Here is a 22,917-nt window from a genome sequence, read left to right on the forward strand (position 1 = left end):
GTGCGGTAGCTTACATTTGGCCCGTCCAGATTCTCCATAAGGTTCCATGCCGAAATCATCCAAGCCCTCCGTGCCCGACCCGAGGCAAAACCAGATTCTGGCCGCGCTGCCCAAAACGGAGTTTGAACGCCTGCTGCCCGACCTGGAACTGGTGGCCATGCCGCTGGGCTGGACCCTGTCGGAGTCTGGCGACCATGTCAAATTTCTGCATTTCCCGATTTCCGGCATCGTCTCGCTGATCTACGCCCTGGAAGACGGCTCGTCGAGCGAAATTGCCCTGGTCGGCAACGAAGGCCTGGTCGGCATCTCGATTTACATGGGGGGCGAAAGCATGCCCAGCGCCACCGAGGTGCAAAGCGCGGGCCAAGCCTATCGGCTCAGCCGCAAAATCATGAAGCGCGAGTTTGAACTGGGTGGCAAGCTGCAGCACCTGGCGCTGCTCTACACCCAGGCGCTGATTTGCCAGACATCGCAGACCGCCGTGTGCAACCAGCACCATGCCGTGGAGCAACAGTTTTGCCGCTGGCTGCTGATGAGTTTTGACCGTCTGCACAGCGACAAGATGACCATCACCCAGGAGCAGATTTCGCACTTGCTGGGCGTTCGCCGCGAAAGCGTCACCCAAACGGCCGGCAAGCTGCAAAAAGAAGGCTTGATCGCCAAGGCGCGCGGCAGCATCACCGTGCTGGACCGCGCCAAATTGGAGGAGCGCGCCTGCGAGTGTTATGCCGCGGTCAAAGAGGAATGCGAGCGCCTGCTGCCACAACCCAAATAAGATGTCTTTGCGGGCCACGACCCGCAATCCATTCCCCGAACGCCTGGATGCCGGGTCGTAGCCCGGCATGACAATTCTTTTCTTTCCCGTTAACCCAGGCCGGTACGGTTGGCAAACTGTTTTTTCATGAATGACCAGGCCATGCGCGAGGCATCGGGGCCCTTGGGGTCGCTGTAAGCCGCGCCCGGTGCGCCACCGCTCCAGGCGTGACCCAACCCGCTGATCGAACACAGGGTGGCCACCAGCCGGCCCCGGTGGCGGTAGTCCGTGACGGTGGCCGAATAACGTTTGCCACGTTGCACGGTGCGTGGCAAACGCGCCTGCGCGCCTTCCCGATCTGCCCACAGCTTGGCCGCCTGGGCGCCGTTGGACGCTGCCACGATGGGGTCGGCGCTGCCTTGGATCACCAGCAGGGCGGGCAGGTGCAAGCCCGCCGCCAGCGGCGCCAGCGGCACCGCCACCCGGCGTCCGCGCATCGCCGCCAGTGCGGTAGCCGACGAGCTGGCCAGGCCTGGAGCGACACCGGAGTGCATCACCACCGCCTGAAAGCGCCCGGGTTGGCGCACCGCCAGCAAGCTGGCCAGACCGGCCCCGGCTGACAGGCCCACCACCGCCACGCGCTGCGGGTCCACCGGCTGCGTCAGACAGAGTTGGTCAACGGCAGACGCCACCGAGTCGGCTTCGCGCTGCGCACGGCCCGCGCGCGTGTCGTACCAGTTCCAGCAGTTTTGCAGATTGGCCAGCCGGTCTTGCTCGGGGTACAGCACCATGAAGCGTTCAGCTTGCGCCAGCCGGTTCATTTGGGTGCTGGCTGCCATGGCCTGGGCGTCCTGGGCACAGCCATGCAGCATCACCACCAGCGGCAGGCGTTCGCCACGCAACACGCCCGTTGGTTTGAAAAGCCGGTAGCGCCGGGCACCACCGGCACCCGTCGCCATGCCCGTGGTCCACTGCAGCCGTGACGTGCGCGCCAGCTTGCTGGCAGAGGGGGCCGCGGCAGCCGACGCACGGCCGGTTGCAACGCGCTTGGTTGGGGTGGGGCGAGACAGCTTGGGCTTGATGACGCCTGGTTTGCGCTGTTTTTTGGCGGGCTTCATGGCCAGCTTCATCGCTTTGGCGCCGTTGCGAAGCGCCAAGCGCGCCATGGCATTGAAAGAGCGCTGGAGGGTGCGGCTCACCATGACAGCGGACGAACGCCTGGCCAGCGCAGCCCGCGGGTGTGCGGGTGAAGGGAATGACAAATGGGCAAGGGGGTCTCCGGCAGCTTGTGCCGTCAAGTGTCAGGCCGGGTGGGTTGTGCGTCCGTTGGATGGCACACATTCAGGCCCAACGTGTGCGTTCTTGCACCTTCACGTTCCAGCCCGCCCTGATGTTGCTTCGGGCGGGCTGCGTCAGCTCACACCACCTGCAACAGACTCTCGTCCCACTTGGCGTGTTTCTCCAGCCCCGCCAGGTTGGCCACAGTGGCGGCAATGTTGGACAGGCCGGCGGTGGCGGTTTGCTGCAAGCCCAGCTTGCCGCCCGTGACCTTGTCAAACAGGATCAGCGGCACCGGGTTCAGGGTGTGGGCGGTTTTGGCCTTGTAAGAACCGTCCTTGTTCAGGGAAGGCTGTTTGGTTTTTTTGTCCAGCTCGTACATCTCGTCGGCGTTGCCGTGGTCGGCGGTGATCAGCGCGACGCCGCCAGCGGCTTCAATGACAGGCAGCAGGCGCGCCAGGGCCAGGTCAACGGCTTCCACAGCCATGGTGGCGGCGCGGAAGTTGCCGGTGTGGCCGACCATGTCGCCGTTGGCAAAGTTGCAACGAAGCAGCTTGTACTGGCCGCTTTGGATGGCGGCAATCATGGCGTCGGCAATTTCAGCCGACTTCATCCAGGGGCGCTGCTCAAAAGGCACCACATCGCTGGGCACTTCTTGCCAGCTTTCACCCTCAAACTTGTTGGAGCGGTTGCCGTTCCAGAAGTAAGTGACGTGACCGAATTTCTGCGTCTCTGAGCAGGCGAACTGACTTAATCCCGCCTTGCTGAACCACTCGCCCGAGGTGTCCTTGATGGCAGGAGGTGTCACCAGAAAACGCTTGGGCAGTTGCAGGTCACCGTCGTACTGCAGCATGCCGGCGTAGGTGACTTGGGGTGTGCGTACCCGGTCAAAGCGGCTGAAGTCTGCCTCAACAAAGGCGCGGGTGATCTCGATGGCCCGGTCACCGCGGAAGTTGTAGAACACCACCGAGTCGCCGTCCTCCACGGTGCCAATCGGTTGGCCGTTCTCGGCAATCACAAATTCAGGTAAATCCTGGTCGATGGTGCCCGGATGGCGCTCGCGCAGGCCATTCACGGCGGCGGTGGCGTTGGCAAACTGCGGGCCCTGGCCCAGCACATGGGTTTTCCAGCCCTTTTCGACCATCGGCCAGTTGGCGTCGTAACGGTCCATGGTGATGTTCTGGCGGCCACCGCCCGAGGCGATGCGGGCATCGAACCCGTCGGTGCTGAGCTCAGTCAGAAAGGCCTCAAAAGGCACCACATAGTCCAACGCACTGGTTTCGGGCACATCGCGGCCGTCCAGCAGGGCGTGGACTCGCACCGTTTTCACACCCTCCAGCTTGGCCTGGGCCACCATGGCTTTCAGGTGGTCAATGTGGCTGTGGACGTTGCCATCAGAAAACAGGCCGATGAAGTGCACCACACCCCGGCCTGCTTTGGCACCCGCCACGACCTGCTGCCAGGCTTCACCCTGCCAGATGGAACCGTCGGCAATGGCGTTGGCCACCAGTGCCGCGCCCTGGCTGTAAACCTGCCCGGCGCCAATGGCGTTGTGGCCGACTTCGGAGTTGCCCATGTCGTCATCTGACGGCATGCCCACCGCGGTGCCGTGGGCGCGCAGGCTGATGTGCGGGCACTCGGCAAACAGGCGGTCCAGCGTCGGTTTGCGCGCGGCGGCAATGGCGCTGCCCACGTCGAGCTTGGGAATGCCGTAGCCGTCCATGACGATCACAACAACCGGGCCGGGCACACCGGGAAAAGCAGGGGATTTTTGAAGCATGGTGGGTTCTGGTTTGTAAGTGTTGGGTAAGACTCGATTTTCCACCATATCACACAAGCTGCTGGCGTCGCGCTACGATGGGGTTATGAAAAAATCCAAAAACGGCCAGCCCGGTCCCTTGGGCAAAAGTGATTACTTTGACAAGCTGGAGCCGCTGCAGCATGAGCTCAATGACTTGGCGCGCTGGCTGGCGCACACCGGCAAGCGCCTGATGGTGGTGATCGAGGGGCGCGACACCGCCGGCAAGGGCGGCGTGATTTCAGCCATCTCCGACACCTTGAACCCGCGCCAATGCCGCACGGTGGCGCTGGGCAAACCTGGCGAGCGCGAGCAGAGCCAGTGGTACTTTCAGCGCTACGTGCCGCACCTGCCAGCGGCAGGTGACATCGTGCTGTTTGACCGCAGTTGGTACAACCGGGCGGGCGTGGAGCGGGTCATGGGCTTTTGCACCGAGGCGCAGACCCAAGCCTTTTTGAAGCAGGCGCCGGTGTTTGAAAAAATGCTGGTGGACGACGGCATTTTGCTCTTCAAGTACTGGCTCACGGTGGACCAGGCGCAGCAGGAAGAGCGTTTTGCCGAACGGCTGGCCGACCCGCTCAAGCGCTGGAAACTGAGCCCGATCGACAGACAAGCGCGGGAAAAATACGCCGAGTACGGCCAGGCGCGTGACGCGATGCTCAAAGCCACCCACACTAAACACGCCCCCTGGACGCTGGTCGACTTCAACGACCAGCGCGCCGGTCGCCTCACGCTCATCCGTCACCTGCTGGACCACATCCCGGACCGCAAGGTGCCCGAGGCCCGGCTGGACTTTCCGCCGCTGGGCCATGACCCCCTGCGCGAGAAGTTTGGCACCGCGCTGGCGCCGATCAAGCCCCAGGTTTAACGGGAAGATCCTCGGCTGTCATCCCGGACTCGAGGACATGGCTGGCGGGTCGTGGCCCGCTCAGTGCCAGCTCGCCGGGTCCACCTTGTAATAACCACACAGTTCCTGGTACAGCGCCGGGTAGTGTTCTGCCATCTCGGTGGCACGCTCGAAAAATGTCTCGGTGGCCACGGCAAAAAACTCGGCCGGGTTCTGGGCGCCGTAGGGGTTGAGCAACCCCTGTTCGCCGCGCCGTGCCTGGCGTTGCAACTGGCGATAGGCCTGGCTGAACACTTGTTTCCAGCGCTCGGGGTTGTGTTGCCGGTCGCCCGCGGCGGGTGGCGGGGCGCCCTGGGCGGCGCCGTTTTCCTGGTCCAGTTGGTGGGCAAACTCGTGCAGCACGACGTTATGCCCATCATCGGGCCAGGCCGCGTCTTCCAGTGCGTCCTGCCATGACAGGATCACCTGCCCCTGCTCCCAGGATTCGCCCGACAGGGCCTGCCGCTCGTCCTGCTGCAAACCCAACTCATCGGTGACGGTGCGCTGGGTGACGAAGGTGCCGGGGTAGACCAAAATTTGGCGCACATGTGCGAAATGCGCCATGGAGCGGTTCATCACCAGCAAACAGGCTTGCGCGGCGATGACCACACGCATTTCTTCGGTCACTTGCAGACCGGCGCAGCCGATGAAGGCTTTTTCAGCAATGAAGATCTGGATGCGTTTTTTCAGCTGCAGCTGCAAATCTGCCGGCATACGCCGCAGCAAGGGCACACGGCGCTGCAACACCTTGCGCCAAGCGGCGGGAAAGGGGTGCATCGCGACCCGACGCTGGCGGTACGCGCGCCAGTGCGGTTGCACCAGCAGCACCAGAATCAGGCCCAAGGCCGCGGCGCACAAGATAGCGAAGGCCACGCGTTTCCCTTCCGGTCCGGTTGATGCACAAGCCCGCTAACTGGGACTGTTTCCGTGCTTTTCAATACGGCGCGGTGCGAAACCCTTTCAACAAAGCGTGTGCAGCGGCGCTCAACCCTTTGGCGTGGCTGGGTTGCGCAGGCCCAATGACACCAGAAAACCGGCCAGCAAAAACGCCGCACCGACGTAGAACGCGTAAGTAGAGGCGTTCTGCGGGTAGTTGTCGCGCAGCCAGGCCACCAATTGCGGCCCCACAATACCGGCCGAGCCCCAGGTGGTGAGCAGCGCGCCGTAGGCCACCGCCATCATCTTGGCGCCAAAGGTGTCCGACACAAAGGCAGGCAAGGTGCCAAAACCGCCGCCGTAACACAGCAGGATGTAACACACCAGCACGCCAAACACCCACGGGCTCTCGACAAAACCCAGGCCCACAAACGCGGCAAACTGGCTTAGCAACATGATGCGAAACACGGTAACGCGCCCCAGTTTGTCCGACAGGCTGCCCCAGGCAAACCGGCCCACCCCGTTGAACAAGGCGCTGAAAGCGATCAGCGTGGCGCCATAACTGGCCAGTTGCTCCACCGTCAGGCTGGCGTCCTGGCGGCGCCACAACTCCTGCACCATGGGGGATTGAAAGCCGATGAACATGATGCCCGCCACCGTGTTGCAAAACATCACCAGCCACATCAAGGCAAAGCGCCCGGAGGTCAGCAAAGCACGTGTGCTGGGGTACTGCACGACACCCGCGCCCGAACCGTAGCCACCACCCTGGGTGCTGCCGCTAGGTGGGTCTTGCAGACCCCAGGCCAGCGGGGTGGCCAACACCAAAAATATCACACCCAACACCGCAAACACGCTCGGAAAGTGGTGGTCGGCGGCCTGCAACAACATCGGCGCGATCAGTTTGGACATCACCATCGCGCCCAAGCCAAAGCCCATGATGACCATGCCGGTGGCCAGGCCCTTTTTGTCAGGGAACCATTTGGCGACCGTGGCCACGGGTGGCACGTAAGCCAGCCCGATGCCGGTGCCACCCACCACGCCGTAACCCAGATACAGCAATGGCAAGGACTCAACATACAGCGCCAGCGCGCCCAGCAGGTAACCGCTGCCAAACAACACGCTGCCCAGCACCGCCAGTTTGCGCGGGCCATAAATGGGCAGCTTGGTGCCGCCCACGGCGGCGCCCAGGCTCAGAAACAGGATGGTGGTGCTGAACACCCAGGCCACCTGGGTGTTGTTCCAGCCATAGGTCTGGGCCAGCGGGTTCTGGAAATAACTCCAAGCGTACACCGTGCCAATGCACATCTGTAAGGCCGTGCCCATCAGGGCCATCCACCAGCGGTTCATGGTTTGTCCTTGTTTTTCTTCGGTCCCAGAATGTCGGTGAGGTCACCTTCCTGGTGGTGCGAGTCTTCGATCAGGGTCAGCACGTGCTGCAGCAAGTCTCGCGAGTACAGGACGCCAATCGGGTTGCGTCGGGCGTTGATCACCGGCAGGTGCCGGAAACCGCGCGTGCGGATGATCTGGATGCACTCGGCCACCGGGGTGTCGGCGGTCACCGCGGTGGGGTTGGGCGTGAGCACGCTGCCGACCGTGGTGGTTTCGGGATCGCGACGGCGTGCCACCACACGTTGCAGGATGTCGCGCTCGGACAGGATGCCCACCAGCCGGTCGTTGTCCACCACCAGCAGCGCGCCCAGATTGGCGTCCACCATGCGCGTGGCGGCCGTCACCACGGTTTCATAGGGGGTGGCGGTGGTCAAGCGCGTTTTCATCAGTGCGGCCACGGTGCCCAGCTTCATCGCGTTCATGGGTGTCCTTCTAGATCTCGACCGTCAAGTTGTACTGGCGAAAGGTGTCCACCACTTGTTGCACCTGCGCCGCGGTGGGGGAGGGGGTGTCCTTGAGCTCGTAGTCAAAGCCCATGCGTTCCCACTTGTATTCGCCCATCTTGTGAAACGGCAGGATCTCCACCTTCTCGATGTTGCTCATGGGGGCGAGGAACTTCGCCAGACCTTCCACGTTTTGCGGCTGGTCGGTGATGCCCGGCACCAGCACAAACCGGATCCAGGTGGGCTTGTGGATGCTGTGCAAATACTCGGCAAAGCGCAGCGAGGGCTCGCGCGGCACGCCGGTGAGTTTGGTGTGGATGTCAGGGTCAAACGCCTTGATGCACAACATCACCAGGTCCACGTGTTCCAGCACGGTGGCGGCCACGCTTTGGCTGGCAAAACCCGAGGTGTCCAGCGTGGTGTGGATGCCCAAAGCCTGGCAGCGGCGAAACACCTCGGCGGTGAAGTCGCGTTGCATCAGCGGTTCACCCCCGGTGATGGTGACGCCACCACCGGTGAACTTCATGTAAGAGCGGTATTTGGTGATCTCCGCCATCAGCGCGTCGACACTGATCTCACGCCCGTCACACAGGGCCTGGGTGTCGGGGTTGTGGCAATACAGGCAGCGCAGCGGGCAGCCCTGCGTGAACACCACAAAGCGGATGCCCGGGCCGTCCACCATGCCGCCGCTTTCCAGCGAATGGATGCGGCCGCTCAGCGGCGGGGCTTCGGACGGCGCCACATCGCGTGGCGCCAGCCTGGCCCGCATGTCAACCAGGTGCTGCGTGGACATCGGACTGGCCCCGCTTAAATGCGCTCGTGCAGGGTGCGGTTGATCACATCAAGCTGTTGCTCACGCGTGAGCTTGATGAAGTTGACCGCGTAGCCCGAGATGCGGATGGTGAGCTGCGGGTACTGCTCGGGGTGCTCCATCGCGTCCTTGAGCGTCTCGACATTGAACACGTTCACATTGATGTGGTGACCACCATCGGAGAAGTAGGCGTCCAGAATGCCGCACAGGTTGTCGACCCGCTCCTTGTCGGACTTGCCCAAGGCTTTGGGCACGATCGAGAAGGTGTACGAGATGCCGTCCGCTGCGTATTCGTAGGGCAACTTGGCCACCGAGGCCATCGAAGCCACCGCGCCGTTGTGATCCCGCCCGTGCATCGGGTTGGCACCCGGCGCGAAGGGTTCACCCGCTTTGCGACCGTCCGGCGTGTTGCCGGTGGCTTTGCCGTAGACCACGTTGGAGGTGATGGTCAGGATCGACTGGGTCGGCACCGCGTTGCGGTAGCAGGTGTGTTTGCGGATTTCGGTCATGAAACGGGTCATGATGTCCACCGCAATCTGGTCCACGCGGTCGTCGTTGTTGCCGTATTGCGGGTACTCGCCTTCAATCTCGTAGTCCACCGCCAAGCCCGCTTCGTTGCGGATGATCTTGACCTTGGCGTATTTCATTGCTGAGAACGAGTCAGCCACCACCGACAGGCCGGCCATGCCGCAGGCCATGGTGCGCAGGATGTCGCGGTCGTGCAGCGCCATTTCCAGCCGCTCGTAGCAATACTTGTCATGCATGTAGTGGATGACGTTGAGCGTGTTGACGTACAGGCGAGCCAGCCATTTCATGAACTGCTCGTAGCGGTACATCACCTCGTCGTAGTCCAGGTAGTCACCGGTGATCGGTGAGAACGGCGGGCCAACTTGCTCGCCGGATTTTTCGTCAATACCGCCGTTGATCGCGTACAACATGCACTTGGCCAGGTTGGCGCGGGCGCCAAAGAACTGCATCTGCTTGCCAATCGTCATGGCCGAGACGCAGCAGGCAATGCCGTAGTCGTCGGTGTAGAGCGGGCGCATCAGATCGTCGTTTTCGTACTGCAGCGAGCTGGTGTCGACCGACACCTTGGCGCAATACTTCTTGAAGTTGGCCGGCAGACGCTCGGACCACAACACGGTCAGGTTTGGCTCGGGCGCGGCACCCAGGTTGTACAGGGTGTGCAGGAAGCGGAAGCTGGTCTTGGTGACCATCGGCACACCGGCTTGCGACATGCCACCCAGCGCTTCGGTGACCCAGGTCGGGTCGCCCGAGAACAGCGCGTTGTATGCTGGCGGACGCAGGAAACGCACCATGCGCAACTTCATGACGAAGTGGTCAATCAGCTCCTGGGCAGCAGACTCGTCGAGCGCACCGCTGAGAATGTCGCGCTGCAGGTAGATGTCCAGGAAGGTCGAAACCCGGCCCAGCGACATGGCCGCACCGTCTTGCTCCTTGATCGCGCCCAGGTAGGCGAAATACGTCCACTGGATGGCTTCTTTGCCGTTGCTGGCAGGCTGGCGGATGTCAAAATCGTAGCTCTTGGCCATGGTGATCAGCTCTTTGAGCGCGCGGATCTGTTCGGCGGTTTCTTCGCGTTTCTGGATGGTGTCGCTGTCCATCACGTCAAAGTCCAGCGAGGTCAGTTGCGCCTGTTTGTCTTCAATCAGGCGGTCCACACCGTAAAGCGCCACGCGGCGGTAGTCACCAATGATGCGGCCACGGCCATAAGCGTCGGGCAGGCCGGTGATGATGCCGGAGCTGCGCACGGCCATCATCTTCTTGGTGTAGGCGTCAAACACGCCGTCGTTGTGGGTTTTGCGGTATTTGAAGACGCGCTCGGTTTCCGGGTCCATCTCGCGGCCATAGGCCTTGAGGGCGCTTTGCACCGTGCGGATGCCGCCAAACGGCATGATGGCGCGTTTCAAAGGCGCGTCGGTCTGCAGGCCGACGATTTGCTCTAGGCTCTGGTCAATGTAGCCCGCGCCCGAGGCGTCGATGCCGGCAATGATGCGGGTTTCCACATCCAGAATGCCTTTTTTGATCTCTTCCTTCATCAACTCTTTGACTTGGCCCCAGAGCGCGTCGGTGCGCGGCGTGGTGGGTGCCAGGAAGGCGCTGTCGCCGGTGTAAGGTGTGAAATTCTCCTGAATGAAGTCGCGCACGTTGATTTCGCGCGCCCATTTGCCTTGTTTGAACCCGTCCCAAGCTGAACCCATTGTTAGCTCCTTTTCAAAAAAATGAAGGTCTGAGATATCAGCCTGGGCGAAGGCTCCAGGATCACACGTCAAAGTGTCGTTGACCTGCGGACTCGGAACGGTTCTATGAGGCTGATTCAACGGTCTAAATATTTCACCGTATGAACAGCATTGTCGCTAAATGGATTCTAGAACGCACACGCGAAATTCATGAAACACCGTTCCAATTGATCGACATCAACAATATTTGAAAAATAATTATCGAATTTCGATCAAATTCGCACAATTTGTATCGGATTTCCAACATCTCGCTGGGCGATGGTTTTTTGTCAGCCGACGGTGGTTTTGGGCTGCCCAGCTTGATGTGGGGCAATGCCGCTGCGCCCTTACAGCATTTTTTCGAGAAACGCGCGGGTTCGCGGGTGTTGTGGTGCGGCAAACAGCTCACGCGCCGGGCGCGCTTCCACCACCACGCCGCCGTCCATGAACACGGCGCGCCCCGCCACTTCGCGGGCAAAGGCCATCTCGTGGGTGACTACCAGCATGGTCATGTGTTCTTCTGCCAGTTCGCGCATGGTGCTCAGCACCTCGCCGGTCAGCTCGGGGTCGAGCGCCGAGGTGGGCTCGTCAAACAGCATGATGTCGGGCTCCATCGCCAGCGCCCGGGCAATCGCCACGCGCTGTTTTTGCCCGCCTGACAGGCGCGACGGGTAGCTGTCGCGCTTGTCATACAGGCCCACCTTGCGCAGCAGCGCCTCGGCCTTGGGCACGATCTCGTCCCGGGGGGCGCCCTTGACTGTGAGCGGCGCCTCGATCAAGTTCTGCAACACCGTCAGGTGCGGGAACAGGTTGAAGTGCTGGAACACCATGCCCATCTTGCGGCAGACCCGGCTGATCTCGGCGGGCGGCACATAGTGGCAATGGCCCTGGGCGTCGGTGCTGACCAGCGTTTCGCCCTCGATCTCGATGGTGCCACGGTGGATGGTTTCCAGGTGGATCAGGCAGCGCAGGAACGTGCTTTTGCCTGAGCCGGACGGGCCAATCACGGCGATCACCTCGCCCTTGTCAACGTCCAGCGAGACGCCCTTGAGCACCTCCACCGCGCCGAAACGCTTGTGCACATCGCGCGCACGGATCATCAGGCTATTCGTCATAAACCGCGTATTTCTTTTCCAGGCGCTGGAACCCGTAGGTCAGAACCAGGGTCATGATCAGGTAAAAAGCCGCCGCCACCACAAATGGCGAGGTGGTGAAGTCGCGCTGCACAATGCCGCGCGCAGCGCGCAGCAAGTCGTTCATGGCCAGCACGTAAATCAGCGAGGTGTCTTTCACCAGCGTGATGGTCTCGTTGCTCATCGGCGGCAGGATGCGCTTGATCACCTGCGGTAGCACGATGCGGCGCATGGTCTGCGGGTAGCTCAAACCCAGCACCTTGGCGCCTTCGTACTGGCCGCGGTCGATCGACTGGATGCCGGCGCGGAAGATCTCGGCAAAGTAGGCTGAATAGTTCAGCACAAAGGCCAGAATGGCCGACGGAAAATCCGGCAGCCGGACACCGATGATCGGGATGAACGGCAGGGCAAAGTAGATGAACAGCATCTGCAGCATCAGCGGCGTGCCGCGCATCAGCCAGATGTAGCCGTTCACCAAGCCACCCAAAAATTTGAAACGGGAGATGCGGACCAGCGCCAGCCCCAGCCCCAGCGGCACGGCCAGTACCAGCGTGATCAGGAAAACCTGCAGTGTGACCGCGCTGCCCTGCAACAGGGGCGGCAAGATGGTGGCGATGTAATCCATGGGGAAAGTGTCAGAGCCTCTGAAGGCAACATCCAACCGGGCAACTTGGGCGTGTCAATGTGAAGGTCATCGGTTGTTTTGGACGGGCTGTCATGCCGGGCTTTGACCCGGCATCCATGCTTTCGGGGTCATGGATGGCGGGCCGGAGCCCGCCATGACAGCCGGTGGGGCGTCAGCTTATTTCTTGACGATGTCGCTGCCAAACCACTGGGTGGAGATTTTCGCGGCGGTGCCGTCGGCCTTCATGTCGTCGAGCGCCTTGTCGAGCTTGGCGGCCAGTTCGGTGTCGCCCTTGCGGGTGCCCACGCCATAGTCTTCGGTGCCGAAGTTTTCTTCCAGCACGCGGTATTCGCCGGGCTTCTTGCCGGTGTAATAGCGGCCCACGATTTCATCGACCACCAGCGCATCCAGGCGGCCTGCGGACAGGTCCATCAGCGCGGTCACGTTGTCGGCAAACTTCTTGAGTTCCTTGATCGACTTGGCGGTGGCTTCGTCTTTTTGCACCGCGTCCACCGCGCTGCTGCCGTCTTGCACACCGACCACCTTGCCCGCCAGCGCCGCCTTGTTGGTGATGGGCGACTTGTCGGTCACCACCACAATCTGGTGGTTTTCCAGGTAAGGCTTGGTGAACAGGATGTTGGCCTTGCGCTCTTCGGTGATCGTCAGACCGTTCCACAACACGTCAATGCGGTTGCCGTTGAGCTCGGACTCCTTGGCGCTCCAGTCGATCGGCTTGAAGGTGACTTCCACGCCCAGGCGCTTGCCCACTTCTTTGGCCAGGTCGATGTCAAAGCCGACCAGCTCGTTTTTTTCATCGCGAAAACCCATCGGCGGGAAGTTGTCGTCCAGGCCAATCACGATGGCTTTGGCTGCCACCGGTGCTGGGGCCGCGACCACCGGCTCTTCTTTTTTGCCACAGCCTGCCAGCACCATCGCTGCCATCAGCCCTGCCACCGTCCATAAAACACGCTTTTTCATTGCTTCGTCCAGAGTTGTGAAAAGCATGAATTATCGGTGCGTTGACAGGCCGCCAAAGTGGTGTAGATTGACACCCTTGATCCCCGCCAAAAGGCTTCACCGGAGTCACCCCCGTGCATGACCAACCCAACCGTCAGTTGGCGCTTGACCAATACCGGCTGCGCGCCCGGTTCTACGATGCGGAACTGGCCGCCTTTGAGCCGGTTCGGCGCCGGGCGATTGCGTGTCTGGCGCTGCAGCCTGGCGACACCGTGCTGGATGTGGGTTGCGGCACCGGCTTGAGTTTTGAGCTGCTGCAACACGGCGTTGGGCAGCAGGGGCAGCTGGTGGGCATCGAGCAGTCGCCCGACATGTTGCACCTTGCGCAGCAACGTGTCTTGCAACACCAGTGGCGCAACGTGACACTGCTGAATGCACCGGTCAAGTCCGCCACCCTCATCGGCCAGGCGGATGCGGCCCTGTTTCATTTCACCCACGACATCCTTCGCCAGCCCGCCGAGATTCGGCATGTGCTGGCCCACCTCAAGCCTGGCGCCCGCTTGGTGGCGGCCGGTCTGCAGTGGAGCGCGCCGTGGAACTGGCCCACCAATTGGCTGGTGCTGATGGCGGCGTTGTACTCAACCACCTCGCTGGAGGGGTTGGCGCAGCCCTGGAGTCACCTGACCGAACTGGTGGGCGAGATGCGGCAAGTGCCGTCACCGATGCCTGGAGTTTTTATCGTGAGTGGCCATTTTTTACCTAAAGGAAGTGAGGTTGTTGATCATGTCTGAGCGTTCAAATTCGGGTGGCACCGAGACTCTGCCCCAAGCTGTCACCCCCCTGCAGGCCGCGGTTTCGGCCTTCAGAAAGTCGATTGACCCCTACAGCATGATGACCTCGCAGCTCGACGCCCAGCTGGCCTGGCTCAAGCACCCGCAGGATGTGATGCGCGCGGCTGACGAATTCACCGCCGACATGATGGCGCTGTACACCCATGCTGTGCGCCGTACGCTGGGTCTGCCCGCCGACGAGGTGTACGTCTCCAACCCGGCAGACGCCCGTTTTGCCGCCCCGGTCTGGACCGAATCCGCCCCGTGGGACATTCTGAAAGAGTGGTACCTGACGGTCAGCAGCCGGATGCAAAAGTTGTCGCTGGAAGCACCAGGTTTGTCTGAGCATGAGCGCCATCGTGCCGCTTTCTGGCAGCGCAACTTCCTCAACATGCTGGCCCCCAACAACTTCTTCTGGCTTAACCCGCAGGCCATTGATCAGTACACCAAGACCCAGGGCGAGAGTCTGCGCAAGGGCTTGAAGAACTTTGCCCGCGATGTCGAGGCCAAAAACATCCTGATGGTCGAACCCGATGCGTTCACCGTTGGCAAAGACCTGGGCACCACCCCTGGCAAGGTGATATTTCGCAACCGCCTGGTGGAGCTGATTCATTACGCACCCACCACCGACCAGGTGCGCGCCATGCCGATCCTGATCGTCACCCCCTGGATCAACAAGTTTTACATCCTGGACCTGACCGAGAAAAAGAGCCTGGTCAAATATTTGACCGACCAGGGCTTTTCGGTCTTTATCTCCAGCTGGAAGAACCCGCCGCAAGAGATGCACGATGTGCGTTTTGACGACTATTTGACGGAAGGTGTCAGTGAACTGGTGCGGGTCACCACCGAGTTTTGCAAGGTGCCGCAACTGCACCTGGTGGGTTATTGCATTGGCGGCACGCTGGCGGCCACCTACATGGCCTGGGCCAACAAGCGCTACGGGGCCGACAAATCACCGGTCGCCCACTGGACGTTGTTCACCAGCCTGACCGACTTTTCGCAGCCCGGCGAGATCAACATCTTCATCGACGAAGCCTGCCTGGACGCGCTCGACGAGTTGATGGCCAAAAAAGGCTATCTGGACGGCAACGAGATGGCGGCGTCTTTCCGCCTGCTGCGCTCCAACAGCCTGATCTGGAACTACTGGGTCAGCAGCTACCTGCTGGGCGAGAAGCTGCCGCCGTTTGACGTGTTGTTCTGGAACGTGGACGCCACCCGCATGCCGCAGGCCATGCATTCGTATTACCTGCGCCAGATGTACCTGCACAACAACCTGATCAAACCCGATGCCCTGACCATCGGCGGCGAGTCGATCGACCTGGGCCGCATCCATCAGCCGCTGTACGCGGTGACGGCGGAAGAAGACCACATCGCGCCCTGGAAGTCCTGCTACCAGGTTCGCCAATATGTACACCCGGATGCACCGGTGCGATTTGTGCGTTCCACCTCGGGCCACATCCTGGGCATCGTCAACCCGCCGGTGAACCCGCCCAAGCGGGCTTACTGGGTGGCTGAGCCCACGCACCTTGAGGACGCCGAGCAATGGCTGGCCCGGGCCGACAAAAAACCCGGCACCTGGTGGGATGACTGGGCGACTTGGCTGCATCAGCGCACCGGTGAGATGGTCAAGGCCTACGCCACCACCAGCCGCAAATACCCGGCACTGGCCGACGCCCCCGGCACCTACGTCATGGAGAAATAGCCAGAGGGCCACGGCGTCGCCGCTATCATCCGGCGTGACTAGGTGACCGACTGATGCAGATTCCCCCTGATTTCCCTCCGACCCAAGCCGTCTGGCGCCCGCTGCCGGGCCCCGCTCCCCACCGCGACCTGTGCACCGATTGCGGCATTTCACGCTCCAGCGCGCCCAAGCGTTGTGGCGAAGCCTGCCAATTCATCCAGCCCGACTATCCCGCACTGGAGGCGCGTGTGCATGGGCGTGTGCGTGACCCGCAACAAGGTGATGAGCTTTATTTTGGGGTGCACCAGCGCATGTTGCGTGCGGCCTTGCAACCGGCCTCACCCGGCGCCCAGTGGACCGGTATCACCACCCGGCTGGCCCAGCGCCTGCTGGAAACCGGCGCGGTGGACGCGGTGCTGACCATGGCGCCGGATCCGAACGACCGCTGGCGCCCGGTGCCCGTGCTGGTGACCAAGCCTGAAGGCATGGCGCAGTGCCGCGGCATGCGCATGGGTTATGCGCCGCTGCTGGCGCTGCTGGAGCCCGCGCTGCAACAAGGTTACAAACGCCTGGCCGTCATCGGCATCCCGTGCCAGGTGTACGCGCTGCGGGCGTTGGAAGAACAGTTGGGGCTGGAGCGCCTGTATGTGATTGGCACGCCGTGCTCCGACAACACCACCACCGAGCGTTTTCACGAATTTCTGGCGCTGGTGGCCGCCCAGACGAATGACAAGCCGGAAGACATCACCTACCTGGAGTTTTTGGCCGACTACCACGTGGAGCTGCGTTACCAAGATGGCCGCCACCGCAAGGTGCCGTTTTTGATGCTGCCGCTGTCCGACTTGCCGCGCGACTTTTTCCCGCTGACCTGTCGCACCTGTGTCGACTACACCAACGCGCTGGCCGATATGACCGTGGGCTACATGGGCGGCGAAGGCCAGCAGTGGCTGCTGGTGCGCAACGCGCGTGGTGAAGAACTGCTGAAGCTACTGGGTGACGACGTCAAGGTGAGCGCACCGGGCAGTGCCGGCAAGCGCCAGGGCCCGGTCAAGGGTTTTCTGGCCAACACCGAGCGGGCTGCCGGTGGCTTGCCGCTGCGCCGCATGCCGCAGTGGTTGCGCCCGGTGGTGGGCTGGCTGATGCCTCGGGTGGGGCCGCGCGGGCTGGAGTTTGCCCGGGCGCGGCTGGAGATGAAAGCGGTGGAGACCATCATCCACCTGCGCCGCGAAGAGCCGCGCCGCCTCAAGTCGATGGTTCCGGCCCATGTGTGGGCGCTGGTCAAGCCGTACGGCATGACACCGGCCCCACAAGAGCTGCCGTCTCAGGCCGCCACGGCGGCCAAAAACTTGTCCTGAATCGCGACGTACGCCTGCGGCACCTCAAAGTAAGGCATGGCCCCGGTGGGCAACACCTGCACCTGCCAGTTGGGCTGGCCGCTGACGATGCTCAACATCTTGTAGTCGGTGAAGTCGCCGCGTACACCGTGCACCACCAGGGTGGGCAGGGTGACTTGTCGGTAAATGGTGTGGATGTCGGCGCTGAACAGGATGCCACTCAGGAAAGCCAGCGGCGCACATTCGGCGTTGGGTTGCCGCGCGCTCAGGCAGTTGTAGGCCCACAAGGTCTCGTCAATCGTTTTGGCGCCCCAGGTTTTTTCCAGAAAATAGCGGATCACCCCCGGGCGGGTCAGTTGCCTGAACAGAAAACCGCCCCAGCCCGGGCCGCGCAGAAATTTGTCAAGACCAGGCATGTAACGCGTTTGCCCAGGGGCCTCTTGCAAGACCTGCCCGCCCCGAAAACCGGTTGGGCTGACCAGGGTCAAGCTTTTAAACAGGCCCGGGTTCTCCACCGCCGCACGCGCCAGGAACTCGCAGGACAGCGACACCGCCACCGCATCCACCGGCGCGCCACCGTGCTTGGCTTGCAGCCAGCGGGCGGCTTTCACAATCGCGTCGGTCATCACGCGCACGGTGTAGGGCCGGTTGGCGCGGGTTGACAGGCCATAACCCGGCAGGTCCAGCGCCGCCACGCTGCGGCTGGTGCGGTAATGCTCAAACAGCGGCCACACCTCGGCGGCAGACGCCACGGCGTTGATGCTGTGCACCAGCAGCAGGGGGGCACCGGTGCCCCCGCTGTAAACGGCCAGCTGGCCGCCATCATGGGGAAGGGTCGACAGGGCGCCGTCAAGGGCTTGTGGCAGGGGGGTGTTCATGGAGATCGGGTCCGGGCGTGAAGATGGGCGCCATCTTACGCGTCGATTTTTTTATCAAAAGACCAAATATTTTTAAATAGGCCTTAATTACCCTTCATTTCTGCCGTTAACAACTTACGAACGGAGGAAAGACCCAGACCAGTTCTGTCGCCTGAAACACCATGTCACAACCATCCATTGATCGAATCCAGGGCGTGCGGCCTGTTGCCGCCGAGGCCGCTGCGTTGGCAACAGGCCGGGTGGTGCCCGTGGTGCCGGTCAATCCACCCCAGCGGGTCGAAGCGCCTGCCGAGGTGCAGCCCAGCGTGATCAACAAGATCAACACGGGTGACAAGCCCAATGCGGGTGAGGGTGTTTACAGCAGCGTGGCCGACCCGGTGCGCCAAACCCCCGAAGAAGCCGCCCCCAAAGACTGGACCATCAAACGCCCGGTGCCTGAAAAGGCGGAAGAGCCGCCGCCTGAGCCTTTGTCCAAAATGTTGATGGACCACATCAAGTCCTTATGGCTGGCCAGCGCCAGTGCGGTGCAGGTGCAAGAGCAGGTCAAAAACCAGGTGGACCCCACCAAACCGGTGACCAACACCAATACCGGTGTCATCGCCACCGAGGTCTACACCTACTCCCCCACCAAAATCAACAAGACCGACAAGACCCAGACCTGAGTGTCAGGCGCCTTGCTGCCCTACCGCGCTGTTGCGCAGCGCAAACCGCGCCGGTGTGTCCTGCGGCAACTTCTCCAGTGTCCACTGTTGCGTGTGAAACTCAGCCACACTGGGCTTGTGCGCGATTGAGATCAGAGCGCCTTGCGCTTGTTGCACATGGTTCAACAGGGTTTGATAGATCGATTGCTCGGCCGCTTCATCGAGCGCGCTGGTGGCCTCGTCGGCAAACACCCAGCGCGGCTTCTTCAGCAGCACACGCGCCACAGCCAGGCGCTGTTGCTCACCGCCCGAGAGCGTCTGACCCCAGGCGCCGGGCTCGTCAAGCCGATCCACCAGGCCCGGCAGCAGGGCGCGGCGCAAGGCGTCCTGCAACTCGGTATCGCTGTACAGCGTGGCCTCTTGGGGGTAGGCCAGTGCGTTGCGCAGCGGTCCGTTCGGAAAATACGGCCGCTGCGGGATGAACATGCTGTTGGCTGGCCGCGCCACGTGGCCACTGGCAAACGGCCAGATGCCCGCCAGCGCCCGAAACAACGTTGACTTGCCCGCACCGGATGGTCCGCGCAACAAGATGCGGTCACCAGCCTGCGCGTGGAGGCTGGCCTGGTGCAGCAGTACCGCGCCGTTGGGCAGTTCCAGATGCAGGTCTTGGCTGGAAAGTGCTTCCGAATCCGTCGCTTCTGGCCCTTTTCCTTGATGGGCCAGCGCCTGAAATGAGGCTTCAAAACTGGTGAGCCGGTCGGTGGTGGCGCGCCACGTCGCCAGGCTGCTGTAGTTGTCCACAAACCAGCTCAAGGCGCCTTGCACCTGGCCAAAGGCGCTGGCGATCTGCATCAGCTCACCGAGTTGGATGGCGCCGCTGAAAAAGCGCGGTGCCGCCACCACAAACGGAAACACCACCGCCGCCTGGCCAAAAAAGCTGGTGAACCACACCAGCCGCTTTTGCGCCCGGATCAGGTCGAGATAATTGCCCAGCACCAGGCCAAAACGCTGGTCGAGCTGACCGCGCTCCACCGCTTCGCCGCGGTCCAGCGCGATGGCTTCGCTGTATTCACGCACCCGAACCATGTGGTGGCGAAAGTCGGCCTCGCGGCGTTGCTGCTCAAAGTTCAGCGCAATCTGCGGGCGGCCAATGTAGTGGGTCAGCACGCTGCCGGCCAGGCAGTACAGCACCGCCATCCACACCATGAAGCCGGGAATGTTGTACGCCGAGCCACCCAGGCTGAAGGCAAATCCACCCGACAGGCCCCACAAGATGCCGACAAAGCTGACCAGCGTCACCACCGCGTTGAGCAGCCCCATGGTGAGCGACACGGTGTAGCTGGTGAACTGGTTGATGTCGTCCTGAATGCGCTGGTCGGGGTTGTCCGGGTTGTGGCCGCTGGTGTTGGGCGCGGCGGCAAAACGCGTCAGCTCCATCTTGTAAAAAGCGTGGTTGGCGAGCCAGCGCGTCAGGTAGTGGCTGGTCATCCAGGCGCGCCAGCGCACCTCCAGCAGCTGGGTCAGGTAAAACTTGTAGACCGCCAGCACGATGAAGATGCCCGCCAGCCAGGCAAAGCGGCCCAGTTGCTGCCAGAACACGTCCGCGTTTTTCTCTTGCAGCGCGTCGTAAAACAGCTTGTTCCAGTCGTTGAACAGCACCGCCATGTACACCAGCGCCAGATTCAGCGCCACGATGGCTGCCAGCAGGCCGCGCGCTTGCCATTTCTGCTCAGAGACAAAGTACGGTTGGGTCAGCGCCCAGGCCCGGCTGGTGAAGGTTCTGAAGGCGGTGTACTTTTGGGTCAAGGTCATGGCGGGGTTCATCCGTTGGCCACACCGCTGGCCACGTGACCGGCGGGTACATGCTGCGCGGCAGATTCGATGTGGCCGGTCTGGTCGTCAAAGAAAAAGTCGGGTTCAAACTCGCGCAGAAACTCGCCCTTGGCCAGGCCGCCCAGGAACATGGCTTCATCCACCTCGATGTTCCAGTTCATCAGGGTGAGGATGGCGCGCTCATGCGCCGGCGCGCTGCGCGCCGTGACCAGCGCGGTGCGGATGCGCATGGCCGGGGTGCCCGATTGCTGCAGCTTTTGTAGCGCGACAAGCAGGGGCTTGAAAGGCCCGTCAGGCAAGGGTTGGGTCACCTTGTCCACTTCATGCTGTTGGAAGGCTTGCAAACCTTGTGACTGGTACACGCGTTCGGCCTCGTCGGAAAACAGCACGGCATCACCGTCAAAGGCAATGCGCACTTCATACGGGTGCGCGTCGCTGGCGTGCACCGATTGCGGGTACACCTGCGCGGCGGGCACACCGGCGTCCAGTGCGGCGCGCACGTCGCTCAGGTGGGTGCTCAAAAACAGGTTGGCGTGCAAGGGTTTCAGGTAGCGCCAGGGTGACTGGCCGCGTGTGAAATTGCCGCGCTCAATCGGCAGACCGTAGTGCCGGGCCGAACGAAACACCCGCATGCCCGACACCGGGTCGTTACGCGACAGGATCACCACCTCCACCGGCTGATCCCGCACTGCCTGGTTAAACGCCAGCAGCTTTTTCACCAGTGAAAACGCCACGCCCGGCTTGGCTGGCATGTCGAGCCGCTGCAACTGCAGCGCCATGTAGGCACGGTCGTCGCCTTGCTCGAACACCAGGTTTTCTTCCTCAAAATCAAACAGCGCACGGCTGCTGATGGCCACCACCAGTTTGCCGTCCAGCGTCTTGGCCATTGTGAGCCTCCTGTCAGATCAAGAAAACAAGACCCCTGTCAGGGCCGGCGCGTCATTGCTGCAAAAACATCTGATACGCCGGGTTGGCGGTTTCTTCCACGTAGGGGTAGCCCAGCGTGGTTAAAAACTCGGCAAATTCGGCATCATCGGCCGCCGCCACCTGCAGCCCGACCAGAATGCGCCCGTAGTCGGCCCCTTGGTTGCGGTAATGGAACAGGCTGATGTTCCAGCCCGGGCGCATCAGGCTCAAAAACTTCAGCAGCGCGCCGGGTCGCTCGGGAATCACAAAACGCAGCAGCCGCTCGTCCTTGGCCAGCGCCGAGTGCCCGCCCACCATGTACCGGATGTGCTCCTTGGCCAGATCGTCGTGCGTCAGGTCCAGCGTCTCAAAGTGATGGCGGCACAGGTGTGCGGCAATCTTGGCCGACTCGCCCTTGGTCGTGGTGGTCAGGCCGACAAACACGTGCGCCTTGTGGGCGTCGCTGATGCGGTAGTTGAACTCGGTCACGTTGCGGGTGGTCTTGGCGCCACCAAAGGCGGGCAGGGTGCTCAGCAGCTCGCAAAAACGCCGGAAGCTGCCGCGCTCTTCGGGGATGGTCACCGCAAACAGGGCCTCGCGTTCTTCACCCACCTCGGCACGCTCGGCCACAAAGCGCAGGCGGTCAAAGTTCATGTTGGCACCACACAAAATAGCGGCGTAGGTTTCACCCTTGGTTTTGTGCTGGGCTACGTACTTCTTGACGGCCGCCACCGCCAGGGCACCGGCCGGTTCGACGATGCTGCGGGTGTCCACAAACACGTCCTTGATGGCCGCGCACACCGCGTCGGTGTCCACCAGCACATAGTCATCGACCAAGTGGCTGGCGATGCGGAAGGTTTCCGCGCCCACCAGTTTCACCGCGGTGCCGTCCGAGAACAGGCCCACATCGCTCAATGTGACCCGGTGGTGCGCCGCCACCGACTGCACCATCGCGTCCGAGTCGTTCATTTGCACACCAATCACCTTGATGTCCGGGCGAACCGCCTTGATGTAATTGGCCACGCCCGACACCAGCCCGCCGCCGCCAATGGCGACAAACACCGCGTCCAGCCGCCCCTGATGCTGGCGCAGGATTTCCATGGCCACGGTGCCCTGACCGGCAATCACGTCCGGGTCGTCAAACGGGTGCACAAAGGTCAGGCCTTGTTCTTTTTCCAGCGTCACCGAGTGGTTGTAAGCATCGGAGTAGCTCTCACCCGCCAGCACCACCTCACCGCCCAAACCGCGCACCGCATCCACCTTGACCTGCGGCGTGGTGGTGGGCATGACGATCACTGCACGTGTGCCCAGCCGTTGCGCACTCAAGGCCACGCCTTGTGCATGGTTACCGGCCGAGGCGCAGATCACGCCTTTTTTCAACTGCGCCGGGCTCAAATGCGCCATCTTGTTGTAGGCGCCGCGCAGCTTGAAGCTGTGCACCGGTTGCTGGTCTTCGCGCTTGAGCAGCACGGTGTTGCCCAGTCGCTCGCTCAAAGATGGCGCGGTTTCCAGCGCAGATTCAATCGCCACGTCATACACACGGGCGTTGAGGATTTTTTTCAGGTAGTCCAGCGGGGTGAGGTCGGCGTGGGCGCGAGGGGTGGCGGTCATGATGAGGGTTTCG

At 62.1% G+C, this 22,917-nt stretch carries 20 protein-coding genes; 6 read left to right on the forward strand and 14 right to left on the reverse strand.

Annotated features, from left to right (window positions below):
• Nucleotides 1-46 precede the first annotated feature (46 nt).
• Complete coding sequence (locus LHU53_RS01940; protein WP_227330394.1) at nt 47-775, forward strand: Crp/Fnr family transcriptional regulator; 729 nt, start codon at nt 47-49, stop codon at nt 773-775.
• 89 nt (nt 776-864) lie between these two features.
• Here LHU53_RS01940 and LHU53_RS01945 read toward each other — a convergent pair whose 3' ends face one another.
• Nucleotides 865-1,956, reverse strand: a complete 1,092-nt coding sequence (locus LHU53_RS01945; RefSeq protein WP_370632197.1) for a PHB depolymerase family esterase — start codon at nt 1,954-1,956, stop codon at nt 865-867.
• 215 nt (nt 1,957-2,171) lie between these two features.
• On the reverse strand, nt 2,172-3,812 hold the full coding sequence (gpmI, locus tag LHU53_RS01950) for a 2,3-bisphosphoglycerate-independent phosphoglycerate mutase (protein WP_227330396.1): 1,641 nt from the start codon (nt 3,810-3,812) through the stop codon (nt 2,172-2,174).
• 85 nt (nt 3,813-3,897) lie between these two features.
• Between gpmI and ppk2 the strand changes: the two genes are divergently transcribed.
• The gene (ppk2, locus tag LHU53_RS01955) at nt 3,898-4,698 is read left to right on the forward strand and encodes a polyphosphate kinase 2 (protein WP_227330397.1); all 801 of its coding nucleotides are present in this window, start codon (nt 3,898-3,900) and stop codon (nt 4,696-4,698) included.
• A gap of 60 nt (nt 4,699-4,758) precedes the next feature.
• Here ppk2 and LHU53_RS01960 read toward each other — a convergent pair whose 3' ends face one another.
• From LHU53_RS01960 to LHU53_RS01995, 8 genes are all read right to left on the reverse strand, one after another.
• A complete protein-coding gene (locus tag LHU53_RS01960; protein WP_227330398.1) occupies nt 4,759-5,589 on the reverse strand; it encodes a M90 family metallopeptidase in 831 nt (276 codons plus the stop codon).
• A gap of 111 nt (nt 5,590-5,700) precedes the next feature.
• On the reverse strand, nt 5,701-6,939 hold the full coding sequence (locus LHU53_RS01965) for an OFA family MFS transporter (protein ID WP_227330399.1): 1,239 nt from the start codon (nt 6,937-6,939) through the stop codon (nt 5,701-5,703).
• Nucleotides 6,936-7,403 carry a cyclic nucleotide-binding/CBS domain-containing protein gene (locus LHU53_RS01970; protein WP_227330400.1) on the reverse strand — a complete coding sequence of 156 codons (468 nt, stop codon included), beginning with the start codon at nt 7,401-7,403 and terminating at the stop codon, nt 6,936-6,938. The genes LHU53_RS01965 and LHU53_RS01970 overlap by 4 nt, the downstream gene beginning before the upstream one ends.
• Before the next feature lie 10 nt (nt 7,404-7,413).
• The gene (pflA, locus tag LHU53_RS01975; protein ID WP_227330401.1) at nt 7,414-8,217 is read right to left on the reverse strand and encodes a pyruvate formate-lyase-activating protein; all 804 of its coding nucleotides are present in this window, start codon (nt 8,215-8,217) and stop codon (nt 7,414-7,416) included.
• A 14-nt stretch (nt 8,218-8,231) separates the two neighbouring features.
• Nucleotides 8,232-10,457, reverse strand: a complete 2,226-nt coding sequence (pflB, locus tag LHU53_RS01980) for a formate C-acetyltransferase (protein WP_227330402.1) — start codon at nt 10,455-10,457, stop codon at nt 8,232-8,234.
• A gap of 365 nt (nt 10,458-10,822) precedes the next feature.
• Nucleotides 10,823-11,575: an amino acid ABC transporter ATP-binding protein gene (locus tag LHU53_RS01985; protein WP_227330638.1), complete on the reverse strand. Its 753-nt coding sequence runs from the start codon at nt 11,573-11,575 to the stop codon at nt 10,823-10,825.
• Nucleotides 11,576-11,579: 4 nt separating this feature from the next.
• Nucleotides 11,580-12,233 carry an amino acid ABC transporter permease gene (locus LHU53_RS01990; RefSeq protein WP_227330403.1) on the reverse strand — a complete coding sequence of 218 codons (654 nt, stop codon included), beginning with the start codon at nt 12,231-12,233 and terminating at the stop codon, nt 11,580-11,582.
• 177 nt (nt 12,234-12,410) lie between these two features.
• Entirely contained in the window at nt 12,411-13,211 is an 801-nt protein-coding gene (locus tag LHU53_RS01995) for an amino acid ABC transporter substrate-binding protein (RefSeq protein WP_370632208.1), read from the reverse strand.
• Nucleotides 13,212-13,324: 113 nt separating this feature from the next.
• Here LHU53_RS01995 and LHU53_RS02000 point away from each other — a divergent pair, with 113 nt between their 5' ends.
• From LHU53_RS02000 to LHU53_RS02010, 3 genes are read left to right on the forward strand one after another with little or no spacing between them, the layout of a single operon-like run.
• Complete coding sequence (locus LHU53_RS02000; protein WP_227330404.1) at nt 13,325-13,981, forward strand: methyltransferase domain-containing protein; 657 nt, start codon at nt 13,325-13,327, stop codon at nt 13,979-13,981.
• Nucleotides 13,974-15,722 (forward strand): alpha/beta hydrolase, encoded by a 1,749-nt coding sequence (locus tag LHU53_RS02005; protein WP_227330405.1) that lies wholly within the window; start codon nt 13,974-13,976, stop codon nt 15,720-15,722. Before LHU53_RS02000 ends, LHU53_RS02005 begins: the two co-directional genes overlap by 8 nt.
• 53 nt (nt 15,723-15,775) lie before the next feature.
• Nucleotides 15,776-17,056, forward strand: a complete 1,281-nt coding sequence (locus LHU53_RS02010; RefSeq protein WP_227330406.1) for a Coenzyme F420 hydrogenase/dehydrogenase, beta subunit C-terminal domain — start codon at nt 15,776-15,778, stop codon at nt 17,054-17,056.
• Here the strand turns inward: LHU53_RS02010 and LHU53_RS02015 are convergent.
• Nucleotides 17,023-17,913, reverse strand: coding sequence for an alpha/beta fold hydrolase (locus LHU53_RS02015; RefSeq protein ID WP_227330407.1), 891 nt, complete (start codon nt 17,911-17,913; stop codon nt 17,023-17,025). The two genes, LHU53_RS02010 and LHU53_RS02015, sit on opposite strands and share 34 nt — an antisense overlap.
• Before the next feature lie 161 nt (nt 17,914-18,074).
• Here LHU53_RS02015 and LHU53_RS02020 point away from each other — a divergent pair, with 161 nt between their 5' ends.
• A complete protein-coding gene (locus LHU53_RS02020) occupies nt 18,075-18,575 on the forward strand; it encodes a hypothetical protein (RefSeq protein WP_227330408.1) in 501 nt (166 codons plus the stop codon).
• 3 nt (nt 18,576-18,578) lie between these two features.
• Here the strand turns inward: LHU53_RS02020 and LHU53_RS02025 are convergent, their stop codons facing one another.
• The 3 genes from LHU53_RS02025 to ilvA are packed head-to-tail and all read right to left on the reverse strand — an operon-like array spanning nt 18,579 to nt 22,904.
• Nucleotides 18,579-20,366, reverse strand: a complete 1,788-nt coding sequence (locus LHU53_RS02025) for an ABC transporter ATP-binding protein/permease (RefSeq protein WP_227330409.1) — start codon at nt 20,364-20,366, stop codon at nt 18,579-18,581.
• 8 nt (nt 20,367-20,374) lie between these two features.
• A complete protein-coding gene (locus LHU53_RS02030) occupies nt 20,375-21,274 on the reverse strand; it encodes a 5'-nucleotidase (protein ID WP_227330410.1) in 900 nt (299 codons plus the stop codon).
• Nucleotides 21,275-21,326: 52 nt separating this feature from the next.
• Complete coding sequence (ilvA, locus tag LHU53_RS02035) at nt 21,327-22,904, reverse strand: threonine ammonia-lyase, biosynthetic (protein ID WP_227330411.1); 1,578 nt, start codon at nt 22,902-22,904, stop codon at nt 21,327-21,329.
• Between the last annotated feature and the right edge of the window lie 13 nt (nt 22,905-22,917).

This window comes from Rhodoferax sp. U2-2l (assembly GCF_020594515.1).
In the GTDB taxonomy this organism is placed as follows: Bacteria; Pseudomonadota; Gammaproteobacteria; order Burkholderiales; family Burkholderiaceae_C; genus Rhodoferax.